We start from the raw sequence: 14,021 nt of genomic DNA on the forward strand, positions 1-14,021 counted from the left end.
CCTGTAGGAGGCCAGTGGTCATCGTGTGCCCCAGACGACGCACAATGGCGCGCTTTCCGTGTAGTCGTAGACTTCGCGAATGGGGTGCAGCGTTCCTTACTCCCGTTACCAATGACGCGCAGGCGAGTGATGTTCATCTGCGCCTCCCGTCTTCGCCGTCCTGCTCACCTCAAAAGCTTCCAGCAGAAGATCCTCCAGCGCTTCCACTAACCCTTTGACGTTCTTGAGCGGAACCTCAAGATTTTGACGCTCCAACTGTAGGACGAGCTGGTCGCGATTTTGATGTCGCCTGCTTCGCATCACCCTTCTCCTTCTTCCTCGAAGGACGGGATCTTGCGCCTCTTGCCCGAGTCGCGCCGAATGATGCTAAGGCGGAAGCCAATTCATTAAGACCAGCGATGCTGATCTCGGGTGGTCCAAGTCTCATCTCGCCGCAATAGCGCTCATCGAACATCCAGTTCGGCAACTCACGGGAAAGATCGGGCCGCTCGTCCGTATAGATCGCCATCAGGCTCTTGCCGCGCCGATACGGCGAGACCTGCACCTTTCTCCCGAACAGCGGATGCCAAGGATATGCGATCGTCGCAAAACGAAAACCGTATGCAAAATGTTGGTAATTGGCCGCTCCGGCCCCGGAAGACGAACAGATGGCCGCTCATCTGATCGCGCTTCAACGTCTCCTGCACCATCAGCGACAGGCCGGGAAAGCCTCTCCGCATGTTATAGCCCGTCGCCAGCCAGACCTTCACACCGCTCGGGACGGGGCTGATCCTCGCTGGATAGCGGTATGTCCAAGCCCCCTCTATCAGTGCGCGGCGTGCCCGAGCGTTGCCCGCCTTGGTGATCCCTCCGCGCCTGACGCGCTCGCCTGTTGAGCTTTCTGAAGGAACGAGTCCGAGATATGCCATCAACTGACGGGCACTGTCGAAGCGACGGATATCTCCGATTTCGACCACCAACGTAACGGCTGTCATGAACGCGACACCGCGCATCGCTTGGTAGGTGGCGACCGCCGGGGCCATTGACCAAGAGGCCGGAGTCTCACCAATCAGTTTGCCCAGTCGATCAAGGCGAACTCCGGCATCCTCAACGGCCTGACAGTATTCGGCCAGCAGAATTTGATGCGCGGGATGTTCAAACGCTTGGGATGCCAGCCACCGTCCATGCGCTCGGGTCCAGGCTTTGCGTCCTGTATAATATCGGCCGTGACGGAGTAAGAACGAGTGGAGTTGTTGTCGTGCCTGCTTTTGTGCCTCGAAAGCCGCGTCGCGGGCACGCACCAGGTCGCGAACCGCCTCGTGTGCTTCGTCCGCCGGCTCGATAAAGCCTCGCAAGGCTGGTCGCATCGCGACGATTTGTCTTCACCCGATCACTGGCATGCTTTGGCACCAATGACGGTGCGACAACACTGCATTCGTGACCCAATTCAACGATTTGCCGGTAGAGTCCATAACCTGTAGGGCCGGCTTCGTAGCAGAAGTGGAGCTTGGCCCCGCGTTTAGCCAGCTTCTTGACCATTCCTGCGACGGATGCGGGTTCGGAGGAAATGTCACCCAGAAACCGAACCTCACCGTTGCGTTCGCCGTCGGCGACCGCCACCGAAATCTTAAACTTCGACGTGTCCAAGCCAATGAAAGCTACGTGCTCGCCTGTCATGTCTTCCCTCGCTGATCGGTAGGTCGCTCTGGCCAATTCCAGAGCCCATACAATCTACAGCGTGGGTGAGCGGCCTTCACCAACGAACATACGGTCTTCTGTAACGGGTTCTCCCGAGTCAATCCCTTGTGAGCTTAATCCCTCGCCGAGTGCTTGCTTCTGTCCGCAGTCGGCGCTGGGCCGCTGCTGTATGGGGTCTGCTGAGGACCGGCTGGCCAATCTAGGAACGCGCAGTCACCTGAGTGCTGCTTGCCGTATGGCGGCCTAACCCTTCCATCGTCCCGGCGAAGGGACCTTGCTCCGGGCGGCTGATGGTGGTGCCCGCCCGAAAGCTGTCCTGTTGTCTCCGGCTCAGGCGGCCATTGCTGGCGCGGCCTTGTGGGGAATGAAGTTGGTTTTATCCCGGAGCATGTGATGCAACACCACCGCCAGCTTGCGGGCCAGCGCGACACGCGCCTTTCTAGGCCCCGCACGTCTGGCGACCGCCAGTGCCCAACACTTCAGATCGGAGCCTTTGACCGGTCGCGTGAGGATGACGTTGGCCGCCTCGTAGAGCGCGGTTCGCACGCCCACATCGCCGATCTTTGAAATGCGACCGCTATAGTCGGTTTCGCCCGATTGGTACTTCTTCGGCGTCAATCCGAAATGCGGCCCCACCGCTCGGGATGATCGGAAGCGCTCGGGAGCGTCGATGGCCGACACAAATGTCAGCGCCACCAGGACGCCGACGCCGGGCGTCGTCATCAACCGAAGTGCGTTGTCGTCCTGACGAGCCATAGCGCGCAGTTTGCGCTCAAAACCTGCAAATTCGTCAGCAAGTGTGTCGCGCACCTTCAATAGCGACGCGGCGATCGCCTCCAGTGTCGGATGACCCTCAATCAGCTCGCGGATCCGTGCCGCATAGGTGCGTCGCGTCGTCGGCCCGACCTTGAGGCCGAAGCCGCGCAGAATGCCCCGGATGCTCATCTCGATGTCGTGAAGCTTACCCTGAATGAGCTTGCGGGCGGTCAGCAGCGCACGCACCTCCTGGGCCGGAAGGGATTTGCAGTGGACCGGTCTGAACCAGCCAAGCCGCATCAACTGCGCAATGCCCCGTGCGTCCTTCTTGTCGGTCTTGACCGGCATCGTCTTAAAGGCTGCCCGCACGTGGCGCGTCTCAATCAGCTCGACCGAAAGACCTGCTTTCACCATCCCGGCATGGAGCCACTGCGACAAAGGGCCGGCCTCCAGACCAATTCGCTCCATCGCCACGCCGTGCTCGCCGAACCAGGCGATCAGCGCATCGGGTTCGCTGAGGATCTTTGCTTCCCGCACAATGCGGCCATCCGCATCCACCACGCACACGCTTGAGCATTCCAATGACACGTCGATGCCGGCATACTGCTTCATGGTCGTCTCTCCGTGATGCTATGGAGCAGGCCATTCCTGACTCCGCGACACCATCATTGTGAGGGACGACCACCAGCCTTTCAAACCTTGCTGGCTGGGCACCGCCCGTTACACCATCTAGTGCTTGCACTAGGACCGCACTCTTCAGCCTACCTCGGCAAGGCGGCCATCACCGGAGGGGTACGCCGAGTCGCCCAATGCTAAGGCTGCGGGCGCGGAGCCACGGGCAAGACGCTCAATGAGTTAAGAAGCCCGGGCTGGATGATGGTTCCCGGCGAGGAATCCACAGCGACATAGCTAAAAGATAAAGGCTGTTGCACCCTAATGCTGGTCCAGAAGACCAGCGACTGTTTCTCCGCGTCGACGCGCGTCGGCCGCCAGCCAAATCTCGCCAACTTCGTAGACGTCACCGTAGGTCCGGAACGGCACGATGACATCGATGGCCGCCGATAGCATGTCAATCAGCGTACGGTCCTCTATGGCAGCTCCTTGTGGGCTGCTCTTGACGAGCGAAAAGAGCTTCTTGAAACCTTGGACGGCATCGGCTCCGTGAATAGTCGAGATTGATCCTGGATGGCCAGATACCACTTCGCTGAGATATGCCCAAGCGGCATCGTCGCGCATCTCGCCGAGCAGTATTCGGTCCGGCCGCATGCGGAGACTGGCTTGTAGAAGCTGCTCCGCGGTCACCCCACCTACTCCTGCCCCATCCTTCGAATAAAGTAGCCGGACATGATTCTCATGTGGAATCACGAGCTCGAGCGTGTCCTCTATGGTGATCAGCCTTTCCTGCGGCGGAATGGCGTTAATCAAAGTCTTGCTCATCGTCGTCTTGCCGCTACCCGTGTGGCCGCAAAGCAGCATCGTCAGCCGCCCTGTCACGCACGCTTGCAGGAATTCTTCCAAATTACCGCGGGCGTAATGCTCAAGGATCTGCATATCCTGTTGAGTTTGGCGCTCCTGGCGGAAGCGCCATTGATTCCAGCGCGAAGCGTCATAGCGAGATGAGACTTCCTTAAGTTCCGAAACGCGAGAAGATGGGCGGCGGATCGTCAGGCTGACAGTACCTGACTGAACTGCTGGCGGTAAACAAATCTGCAGCCGCTCTCCGCCTGGCAACTCGGTGGCGCAGAGAGGGCTTCGTGGTCCAACATCTTGCTTTCGTAGCGCTCCCGCTAAGATCGCGATATCTTCGAGATCGTCATAGGTCAGAGATAGAGGATGTTTCGTAAACGCTCCGGCTTGCCGGACGAAAGCCTCTCCTGGTCTATTAATCGCGACCTCTTCGGTCCTTGGGTCCTCAAGCCATTCTAGTACTGGTTTGAGGAGCAAACGCAGTTGAGGATCTGCCTCGGTTTGCATTGAGATCTCCGAATATTCGTTGTCGTTGGCCTGCTTGGGCTAGGGCCGGCGATGGCGCGCGCTCGTTGTCGCAGTGGTCATGCGAAGCTCGTATATATCTGAGAAATCAAGATCTCGAGCCACGAATATCGATACTGCGTCCCCCTGGTTCTTCTGCAGGGTTGGCGGGATGTTGATCGTCGTTTTAAGCGCCGTGTCGGCGGCTTGTGCCCCATTGCTTTGAAAGCTGTTGAGGTTAGGCCCGCCGGAGCTTTCTGTGTGCTGACTGGCGGCCTGGAACGCACCTTGAACGACGCTCAAGAGCATTGCCCCTGCGAAACGTTGCCAGAAGTGATTGTCCACCGTGCCCGGCATACCTGAGCGACCGAGCTCGTCAGCGCCTGGTGACGCGAGCGAAACTACGGCATGATGCGGCGTTTCGGCGCGATTCCAGATCACAAAAACGCGCGCGTCGCCTTGTTGAAGGCCCCGCTGAATTTCGCCAATGACGGTTGTCCCGCGATCTAGAAGCACAACGTTGTTCGTTGCCCCGCGGACGTCTTGAGGTAGAAGGCACCTCACATAGCCAGGCAAGCTTGTATCGATCGCTGTTTGTAAAATGCAGGGAATGATTGTTCCTTGCGTGATCGTGAAGTCAGGGTGCGGCAAGAGTGTGGCCCGGCTAGGCTCCTGGACGCCTGCTTTCATCCGCGTCGATAAGTCATTATCGACTGAAGCTTCATCCGCGAGCCTCGAGGGAAGTTGTTTCGAGGTATCATCCTCTTTGTCCTCGCGTGCGTGGCCGGTGTCTTGCTCACCGCTTTCATAGGCAAAAATTGGCGATTGCTCGGCCCGCGGATCATTTGGTTCCGAGGAGCTCTGTGCTGACGGGGGAGCCTCCGGCTGACCAACTGACGGGGGAGCTGAACGAACGGGAGCAACCTCAATTGGTGCCGGACGAAAGGGCTCGGTGTTGGTGAGAACTGTTGTTTGAGGCGGAGTAGGTTCCACTTCTTTCTTTGAACTTCCGCTAACCCAGATTAAGGATAGTGATGATGCCACAATAGTGCTTGCAATCATCAACTTCTGCGGTCCTGAAAGACGCCGGCGAGTTGACTCAGAGACCAGGGATCCGTCTGCATCTACGTCGTGCCCGGTTTGTGGATTGGCGTCGTTCATCGACTTGCCCCTTTCAGAACGCGCCACACATCGTGTCTCACTGTGCCGGTGCCCGGCTTTCGTCCAATGGGATCGTATGCGCTATTCCAGATGCCTAATACCGTATGGCCATCTCTCAGGCGCCACTCACGGGCAACTGCGGGAACCTCGACATAGTCTCCTTTGACCGAATAATTGGCGGTGGCTTCCTTGCCGTCCGGATTGATCACGTATATGGACGGGATGCGCACATTGCCTGGAAAGCGGAATACAGTACTGACTCCGTTATCAAAAACCTCCAACGGCGTAAGCGAACGGTCGCCCTGTGCGATGTAATGGAAATTGTTGGCTCCGGAATCCGCGATTGCGGCCGGCTGATCCAATAAATGCTGAGCCCTCTGTTGATACTCCGCATCCGCCCGAAGCCGACCGACGATCGACAACTTTTCTGCTTGTTTTTGCCGAGCAGCAGCTTCGTCGGCAGGATAGACAAATTGCACACTATAATAGAGGTCAGGCTGCTCTTTGGTAAGCTGAGACATGGTCTTGGTAGAGATGCTGAAGACATATCGTCGGGTACCTGCCTCGCTAGCGGTCAGCACGACGACTGGCTGCGGCGGGAGGGCTTGGCTTGCCTTGAAAAAGAGATAGTGGCCGCGCGGAAGGGCTGCCAGATATTTGCTATTAGAGACGGCGACGGCTGTTACGGTCTCGCTGGCGCCGAATGTAACAACCAACGTGGCCCCGACAGCGGTCGATAGTCGGACGACTTGGTCAGGATTGTAGGCCAGATACCGCATGCGCGGGTCTAGTTTGCCGGCCGCAGGTGTGTCCTCCGCATGCGCGGCTATCGCTAAGCAAAGCAAACAGATTATTGTGAGGAAGGTCCTTGTTATCATTGCTCGCTACGCCCCTCGTTCCATACGGTGTCTTCCGAGACTTGGTAGGAGGTAACAGTCAACCCCCCTGGGTTGGACAGTCTCGATTCACCGGACAGGCTTGTCACCTTTTCATACCGGACCGTTGCAGTCCATGTACTCATCACCGGCGTCTGGCCATCCATCATGAGCGTTCGGTTGAAACGAATCTGCTGCACGCCCGTCGCAATATCATTTGAGGAGATGTGCTCGACATCTAGTCTCCCCCCCTCACCGATTGTGACCTGCGGTGACGTCGGATTAGGGTAATTAAAGTGATGCTGATATTCCAGGCGCACAGATGGTGCGCTGAAGCTCGATACGAGATCATAGGCGTATTGAGCTGTGTCGGCTGTATACCCCTCGCGCAGACGGACATATTGCCAGAGTGAAGCGTTGATAACGGCCTGTTCTTGCGTTGCGGGAAGTCGAGACACGGACACTTCGCTGTCAACGGTTCCATCCGGTCGTACCCAGAGATACACAGGCACGAGCTTGGCAAGCGGAACCATAGTCGCGATGGTGAAGGCCTGCGCGATATTTCCAAAAACAGCGGCCGTCGCAATGACGACCAGAACCCTGGAAAGACGCCGCGCCGACTTCGCACGTGACGTTTGGAAGGCCTCTACTTCAATGTAGTGCGCGGCAAGCGCTCCTCGCTCCACCAGGAGAGCATGTTCAGCGCTCTTCATTTGGCTCTCCCGTACATTCGAACTGGAGATCTGAAGCCGTGGGTTGCCAACGCTCCACATTCAGCTGAAACGCGGCACCCTTGCAGGTCGCCAGGGTATCACTTGTTTTGCAAGCGGCCAAAGCGAGGAATAGGATTAGAGAACAATACTTCATGCAATCAACCTGTTAGTTCTTTGTCATTGCGTTCAACGGCGCGCAACTTGGGCCAACTGGCGGCTAAGGCTGCTGAGAGATTTATTCGAGCCTGACCAATGAGCACCTGCAATATTGCCCGCGATCACCGGAAGCGCGACGATCAGGGCGTCCCCAGCTAGAAAGAGCATGTCGAGTTCATAAAGCCCGATAATCTTGGCTGCCGTCGTGCCCGCATTGTTGATCACAATGAGCATTAGTTTGAGAGCCACTACTTCCGTTGTTATGACGATGGTCGCCACGATGTTCAACAGGAGAAGCAGCAGCCCGTAAGAGAGGAGCTGGCCGACCCATTTTGAAGCCATGTCGCGGGTGTGATCAAAGAGATAGCCGACCAGGATCAGCGGACCGATCGCTAATAGTACCTTAGTAAGAATCCCACAGGCATCATAGACCTCGAACGTTACCCAAAGCGCACCGTAAAAAACCCACTGTGCGCCTTCAAAGGCGAGAATGTCTTGGCTATTCATTGGTCCTATTTCGGCCGCAATCTTCTGAAACGAGCCCAGACTTAACGCAAACATCAGGTCGAGCTGTTGCGGGATATTAATCAGCGCAATACTACTACCGCTGATTTTGTGAACGAAATTAGGTATAGTATCCTCGAAGAATAATACTACATAAGAGTGATAGTTAGCCTGGCCCAAGATAAGGGCTACAACGATCGATACTCTGATGATCTTCATGATCCCAACACGAGTATCGATTTCGCCACGTATCACCAGAATGCCCTGGACTATGATCCAAAGCGTAACGCACGCAACCAGAGGGGCATTGATTGCGCTCTGGATTTTTTCGAGCACTGAGTCCAGTGCGATTGTAAAGGCGGTATCGAAGACCGTGTGTATAGTCGTAAAAGGCGCAGATACTGAGAATTTCATCGCTCCAACCTGGTTTGGCTCTTTCCACCGCAGGTGGGCGGAGTTGAACTTTTTATCTGAGCCGCATTACCTACCGTTCAACTATAGTCCGGGGCTGAAGATTTTCGCGGTTTCCAGGCGTTCTCGTCGCTGGGCGGCGGCCTCCTCTGCAGCGTGGAGGCTGGCCTGTGCAGTGGCCATCGTCAGCAGACTCGTAGCCTGGCTGTTCTGGATGATTGCGTCGTGAATCTGTTTGAGAAGCAATCCGTTTGTTACAGTTGCCTGCATAATGTTCCTTGAACGCGACAGCTGACCAAGCGTGTTGCCATTTTCGCGGAGGCGCTTGTCCATCAACTCGAGATTGTCGGCTGCAACACTCGCGGCATTAGCAGCACCGGTGATCTGCCCACGGAGCAACTCTGCATGTGCGTCGCTGCCATCGATTGCGCGATCGCGGTCCGTTGCGATAGCGCGTGCTGTGGCCGAGACTGGCCTCTGACTGTCAAACATCTGCTCGCTTAGCTTATTCGTCGAGGGGTACTTATTCCCCTGGTTGATTTGGCTCAACAGGCCGGTGACTGCGAAGTTCGTTGTAAACATCCCCACCATCGCAATCGTCTGTTCGAGCATCTGTGCTGTCTTCGCATAGTTCAGAATAGTGGTACCAGCAGTGATCGCTGCCTGATATGTATTTCCGGGGTCGGTGACAACGAACTGCGCTCGGGCCGGGGCCTGCATAGTAAGGCAAGCGGCAATAGTCGTTACTGTCAGTTGGGTAAATTTCATGAAACTTCCTCCGTCAGTCTTGAACTTCTTGGTAACGGGCCATGAACTCGTCTACCCACGCACCAGGAGCATCCCCGTGTCTGGCACGGAGCTGATCGGCAAAACGCACCGTGTTGGCCCGACCCGATAGCACGGCGACATATTCGCGCATCTCGCCGAGGTCGAATTCGCAGATAACGCTTCCGCTCTCGCGCTTAAGCAGAAATTTGCGGCTCCCGATTGCCATCTGCTCGCGAACGGCTTGATATTCTCCTTCGGTACACTTTAAGCCGCCGACATAGGCTGATCGATCCGCCGTCGGAGATGGATAGAAAATTTTTGTCATGCATTGTGCCACGAGACTGGCTCCGAGGGGCGATTCGAGAACATGCTCAGGCTGCTGTGTTGCGAGTATCAACATGCCGTTATTCTTGCGAACAGTGAGCAAGAACTTGTCTACAACTGCAGCGAACTGAGGGTTTAATAAATAAAATCGAAACTCGTCGCAACACATGACAAAGCGACGGCCATCCACAACAGCGCCCACGCGATGGAGGAGGTATGCGGCCGCCGGCGCGCAAACCTCTTCGTACTCCAGAATCTGTGTCATATCGAAGCCGGTAATGGAGGCATGCAGTCTTACTTCATCCACCTCGCCATCGAAGGCCCAACCGAGCGCGTTTCCTCTGCACCACCGCTCCAGTCGCGCTCCTGCGCCTTCGGACGGGCTGTGTAATAGGAATTCGCGTAGGCCCGCGAGGGAACGCATAGCGGGCTCAAATGAAAGCTGCCGGACGATGGCGCGTTCCAGGCGGCGGTTCTCTTCCGGCGAAATAGCTCCCCGTCCATCGCTCTCGATCAAGGCTGTCACCCACTCGCGCAGAAAGTCTCGGGAGGCCGACGTATCGTCCAGGGCCCGTAGAGGCGCCAGGCCACTGGGAACGCCTCTACGTAACGCCAGATACGTGCCTCCCGTGGCACGTACCAGCAGTTCACCACCGCGGTCCTTGTCAAAGAAGACAATCGCACCATCGTGTCCAACCATGCTCTGTTCGAGCATCGCAAGGACAAAGGTCATGAGCGTTGTTTTGCCTTTTCCGACGGGTCCGAATATTGCCGTCATACCCACGTCATTCTCGTGAGGGAGGTAGTCGAAAGGGGTTCCACCATTGGTGCGGAAGCGCGCAACCGAGTTGCCCCAGTGGCCGGAATCCTTGCCACTTGGGAAATTCTCGAACGAGACAAGGCCCGCGAAATTGCGTGAGGTGATCGCCCCGGGTCGCGTGCGCCACTTGGTGTTCCCCGGAAGTTGCGCCCAATAAGCCGCCTCCATACCAATACCCTCTTGGACGATAACGGCGCCCGCATCCGTCAATCGCGTGCGGGCGCTTGCGGCGCGGTTGGCAAGGCTATTGAGATCATCGGCATACACGCACAGGCTCAAATGATGCGCGCCCATTACGAATTCGCTGCTTGCCAACGCGTCCTCTGCCTCGGCGAGTTCATTGATTTGGGAGACGGCCTTGTCACCGGAACTCGTCATTTGACTGGACTTGAGGCTGAGTTTGGCATGGGCCTGTGCACGCGTGAGGAAGGAGAAACTTTGGCTCAACACGAGCGGGAAATTCGCGGACAATAGCGGATTGAGCATGCCTGGCCGCGTCTTTGCCGGATATTCTCGAAATGAGAACAATGAGCCAACGTAGCTATCTCCCGGGGTTCGAATCTCCAGTGCCCGCTTGCCGCAGATTACTCGGTCGGTATAAATCGAAGCGCCCAGTGAACCACTAACCACTGGAACCGGAGTGGCACGGCAGGTCATTATAAGTCGGAGCGCCTCCGCGATTTCCGAGAAAATCACGCCATCTTTCTCGCGGAGACCAAGCCGGCGGAGACCATAGGCGTCGAGGGCGCCACTAGTGATGTGCCACAGATCTTCCAGGTTCCGCGTCTGATTTGCTAAATCGTTCTCGTTTCTATTGTTCCGCTTGATGAACCGGCCCGTGATTTTACCGACCGCAGTTCGGGGAAACACGACCAAGGTGAGGAAATGATCGTTTCGAAAGAGTTTTCCGGACAGCACACGCCGCTCATAAGCTTCGCTCAGACTACCAGCAAACCCGCTATGAAAGTGCCGCGCCGGGGGCAACGCCACGTCGTTATGTCGGACCAGATGAGCACATATTGATACACTATCATCGGCAATGTTGCGTAAGAGCGTATTGAACGCTCGGCAGCGTGCATTGCGGATGGCAACGTCTTCCATTTCGAAGGGCAAACCTTTGACGTGTGCCATAGCCATGACTGAGCCGTCTTCGAGAAGGACAACCTGATCGCTGAGGTGGCCGACATATGGTAGATATATCTCACCAGACCTCTCGTTCCTGCCATTTGTGCCGAACATTAAAGCATTCCTCGTCCTCGTCTCGGCACTTTGATAGGATTGGGGCTGACGCTTGCCCCGCCCCAGAACGGCGCATCCACGCTTCTCCCAGCCGTCCGGAGATAGAGTAGGGCTACACTGGCCGCGTTGTAGTCGCGCTCGACAACAACACGTGATCCGAACCACAGTGGCACAAGAATGATTTCGTAAAGAGGGTTCTGAACAACGACGATGATCAGGCCGGCTAACATCATGAGCAATGCCGCCAAGTTCAGCGGCACGCCCAAGAACAATGCAGGGCGTGTCGCTGCTACGTAGAGAGTACTCTCTTCCAGTCGGTCGCTCATCCGGCCCCTATGAGGGCTTTACCAAGGAAGCTGGCCCCGAACATGATAACGATCCCCCCGATGACACCGGCAACGAGACCGAGTGAAGCACGGCCGAACATCCACGATATGCCGATGGCGACGATGCCGAGCACAGCCAGAGACTGTCCGAAGGGACCAAGGATGAATGCACAGATATTATTCACCATTGTGGCAGGGTCGGTCCCCCCCGTCACTTGCGCCGTCGCTGGCCCGGAGCAGACAATGCTCCACACCGCCGCTCCGCCGGCAGCGGGCGCATGGTCAACCGCTGTGCGCGACATGGCTTTCAAGAAAGCAACAGGACTCAAACGCGCACGATGTTTGTTAAGTGACGCCATTACTACGCTCCATTTAATCGAATATAATATGTTGTTTTTCGAGATGTTCATGGTCTCCAGGCTTCTGGAGTGCGGGGAGGCTGATGAGATCGCCTGCCGATAAGTCTGGCTCTAACGAACCCCACACATCCCATATTTTTTCCGAGATCGGCTTTTCATCAGCCTTTTCCGGACATCCGACCAGCGGTGGCACGATCTCTCGAGCGGCTGACTCAACCTTCTGCACATAACCGTTCGCAAATCCGCGCGTCAGGTCACCCGTGTTGTAGGCCGAGATTGCCTGGCGAAGCGCCAACTGCTTTTCTGCGGCAGTGTCGCCGCCGGCATAGCGGCTTTCAAGCAAGTGCGCCGCGGCCACAAGTGAAATACAGGGCTGAAAGGCCTTTTCTATCGTGAGATTGAGGACGGAAAAGTTCTTACTGTTGATCTGCATAAGCCCAACGTCGATTGAATGTTGTGCCTCGAGGCGGGCTCTGACGCTCTGGCGCGCTTGCGTTTGATCGTTCCAGTGAAGGCTCTCTCCGGTGGTGTTGTCATGTGCCGCAAGCGGATCAAAGCCGCTTTCAACCTTGGCGATTGCGGCAAGCGTAGACGGATTTACCTGCGGCGCGCATCCGCGTGCAAGGCGCTCGAACTCACGCAAGGAGATTGGCGCGGCGTTGCTCGATACGCACATCGAGGCCAAGATGGCGACAGCCAAGGGCAAAGCTGCGTTTAACATTTCCTACCGCCTAAAAGTCGAGAGCTGCCGAAAGAATCAGCGGCCAGGTCATTGATCACTCGGGATTATCAACGCGGTCTGTTACTCTAGGATGTTGCAATTCCACATTCTGGTTACGTTTGAAACGAATGGGAACGAGATGATCCACCGGATCAAGGCAGAGAGGGGGATCGCTCTTATTAGCTCGCGCGATATCGCTACCACTGCCGCATTAAGACTGGCACAAAGGCGACCAACTAGCGGCAAGTGATCACACGAAGCAGTGAACCTCTTAGGAAAGTAAGGGCAGCAGAGAATACGACGTGGTGGTCTAGCTGGATCGAGAATTTGGGGGTCAGGTCAGCTATTCATTACGAGGAGATTTTAATAGGGAGCATCTGCGGCGCGTCTGGCACGCCAGACAAAGGATGCTGCGCAGGCACGGCGTCTATTGGGCCGTTGCCTCGATCTATGACGGCGGTTCAACGCCACTCTTCAGATCGTGCGTGTTGAGTGATGCGCTTCAATGCGCATGACCCCGACACGAGTCCACTGGCTGCGATCGGCTGTGGAAGCGCCGGGTGCGGCGGCCGGGGGACTGTCAGGAATTCTGTGCGGTGGGCCATGATGATGAAAAGGAGAGAATCATCACATGGCTATCGAGAAAGAACTTCTGGACCAGCTCCTGGCTGGACGTGATCCATCCGAGGTTTTCGGCAAGGACGGTTTGCTGGACGATCTGAAGAAGGCGCTTTCAGAGCGCATCCTCAATGCGGAGCTTGACGACCATCTCGACGTCGAGCGCCTGGAGGGCGGCCCCGCCAACAGGCGCGGCACGCGACAATCCTCGCCCAGATCATCAAGCTCGGCCAGAAGCTCACCGACGGCGCAGCCGTGACCATGTTCATCTGATCGGCAGGCCGTGCGGACGACCTCGGGAACCCCGCTTCCTCCCGTTTTGCCGCAGAGAGCGATCTGCGCCTCCGCGAATTTCGACTTATTCATGCCGAAAACTGCGTTGACCGGAGTTCCCAGCCTCAATCGGCCCAGAAAACCGGAGGTGTCAAAGCGGCAACAATGCGTCAGGCTTCACATCACCGATTGATGCGTAAGTGTGCGTTTCCCTGACACCAGGAAGCGGCAGAATGACCCGCTGCAGGAATTTCTGAAACATCGCCATGTCAGCTATCGTGCTTTGACCAGATAGTCGAAACCACCAATCACCATATGGCATTCAAATGATTTCGGGTGCCTTCCTTAC

The 14,021-nt window shown here is 56.5% G+C and carries 14 protein-coding genes and 3 pseudogenes; 1 reads left to right on the forward strand and 16 read right to left on the reverse strand.

Annotated elements, in window-relative coordinates; genetic code table 11:
- Window positions 1-105: 105 nt before the first annotated feature.
- The 15 genes and pseudogenes from J3R84_RS29255 to J3R84_RS29325 form a co-directional block, all read right to left on the reverse strand.
- A complete protein-coding gene (locus tag J3R84_RS29255; protein WP_203530157.1) occupies window positions 106-300 on the reverse strand; it encodes a hypothetical protein in 195 nt (64 codons plus the stop codon).
- 167 nt (window positions 301-467) lie between these two features.
- Window positions 468-719: an IS66 family insertion sequence element accessory protein TnpB gene (tnpB, locus tag J3R84_RS29260; protein ID WP_101780113.1), complete on the reverse strand. Its 252-nt coding sequence runs from the start codon at window positions 717-719 to the stop codon at window positions 468-470.
- A gap of 42 nt (window positions 720-761) precedes the next feature.
- Window positions 762-1,656, reverse strand: a pseudogene (locus J3R84_RS29265) (IS110 family RNA-guided transposase); the annotation flags it as partial.
- Window positions 1,657-2,007: 351 nt separating this feature from the next.
- Window positions 2,008-3,045 (reverse strand): IS110 family RNA-guided transposase, encoded by a 1,038-nt coding sequence (locus J3R84_RS29270; protein WP_057207512.1) that lies wholly within the window; start codon window positions 3,043-3,045, stop codon window positions 2,008-2,010.
- Window positions 3,046-3,366: 321 nt separating this feature from the next.
- The gene (gene virB11, locus J3R84_RS29275; RefSeq protein WP_011970871.1) at window positions 3,367-4,407 is read right to left on the reverse strand and encodes a P-type DNA transfer ATPase VirB11; all 1,041 of its coding nucleotides are present in this window, start codon (window positions 4,405-4,407) and stop codon (window positions 3,367-3,369) included.
- Between the two features lie 39 nt (window positions 4,408-4,446).
- A complete protein-coding gene (gene virB10, locus J3R84_RS29280) occupies window positions 4,447-5,565 on the reverse strand; it encodes a type IV secretion system protein VirB10 (protein ID WP_028054757.1) in 1,119 nt (372 codons plus the stop codon).
- Entirely contained in the window at window positions 5,562-6,443 is an 882-nt protein-coding gene (locus tag J3R84_RS29285; protein WP_203530006.1) for a P-type conjugative transfer protein VirB9, read from the reverse strand. Before J3R84_RS29285 ends, virB10 begins: the two co-directional genes overlap by 4 nt.
- Entirely contained in the window at window positions 6,440-7,153 is a 714-nt protein-coding gene (locus J3R84_RS29290) for a type IV secretion system protein VirB8 (protein ID WP_011970874.1), read from the reverse strand. The genes J3R84_RS29285 and J3R84_RS29290 overlap by 4 nt, the downstream gene beginning before the upstream one ends.
- Window positions 7,140-7,307, reverse strand: coding sequence for a type IV secretion system lipoprotein VirB7 (locus J3R84_RS29295; protein ID WP_011970875.1), 168 nt, complete (start codon window positions 7,305-7,307; stop codon window positions 7,140-7,142). The genes J3R84_RS29290 and J3R84_RS29295 overlap by 14 nt, the downstream gene beginning before the upstream one ends.
- 32 nt (window positions 7,308-7,339) lie before the next feature.
- A complete protein-coding gene (locus J3R84_RS29300; protein WP_203530007.1) occupies window positions 7,340-8,227 on the reverse strand; it encodes a type IV secretion system protein in 888 nt (295 codons plus the stop codon).
- A gap of 81 nt (window positions 8,228-8,308) precedes the next feature.
- The gene (gene virB5, locus J3R84_RS29305) at window positions 8,309-8,992 is read right to left on the reverse strand and encodes a pilin minor subunit VirB5 (RefSeq protein ID WP_203530008.1); all 684 of its coding nucleotides are present in this window, start codon (window positions 8,990-8,992) and stop codon (window positions 8,309-8,311) included.
- Window positions 8,993-9,005: 13 nt separating this feature from the next.
- Window positions 9,006-11,375, reverse strand: coding sequence for a type IV secretion/conjugal transfer ATPase VirB4 (gene virB4 / locus J3R84_RS29310; RefSeq protein WP_011970878.1), 2,370 nt, complete (start codon window positions 11,373-11,375; stop codon window positions 9,006-9,008).
- Window positions 11,375-11,701 (reverse strand): type IV secretion system protein VirB3, encoded by a 327-nt coding sequence (locus tag J3R84_RS29315; RefSeq protein WP_011970879.1) that lies wholly within the window; start codon window positions 11,699-11,701, stop codon window positions 11,375-11,377. Before J3R84_RS29315 ends, virB4 begins: the two co-directional genes overlap by 1 nt.
- Window positions 11,698-12,060, reverse strand: coding sequence for a pilin major subunit VirB2 (gene virB2 / locus J3R84_RS29320; RefSeq protein WP_011970880.1), 363 nt, complete (start codon window positions 12,058-12,060; stop codon window positions 11,698-11,700). Before virB2 ends, J3R84_RS29315 begins: the two co-directional genes overlap by 4 nt.
- 13 nt (window positions 12,061-12,073) lie before the next feature.
- Window positions 12,074-12,781, reverse strand: a complete 708-nt coding sequence (locus J3R84_RS29325; RefSeq protein ID WP_011970881.1) for a type IV secretion system lytic transglycosylase VirB1 — start codon at window positions 12,779-12,781, stop codon at window positions 12,074-12,076.
- Window positions 12,782-13,412: 631 nt separating this feature from the next.
- Between J3R84_RS29325 and J3R84_RS29330 the strand changes: the two are divergent.
- Window positions 13,413-13,592, forward strand: a pseudogene (locus J3R84_RS29330) (transposase); the annotation flags it as partial.
- A 231-nt stretch (window positions 13,593-13,823) separates the two neighbouring features.
- On the opposite strand, the pseudogene J3R84_RS29335 reads toward J3R84_RS29330, so the two are convergent.
- Window positions 13,824-14,008, reverse strand: a pseudogene (locus tag J3R84_RS29335) (Lrp/AsnC ligand binding domain-containing protein); the annotation flags it as partial.
- Window positions 14,009-14,021: the final 13 nt, after the last annotated feature.

It is taken from the genome of Ensifer canadensis, assembly GCF_017488845.2.
Lineage (GTDB): Bacteria > Pseudomonadota > Alphaproteobacteria > Rhizobiales > Rhizobiaceae > Ensifer > Ensifer canadensis.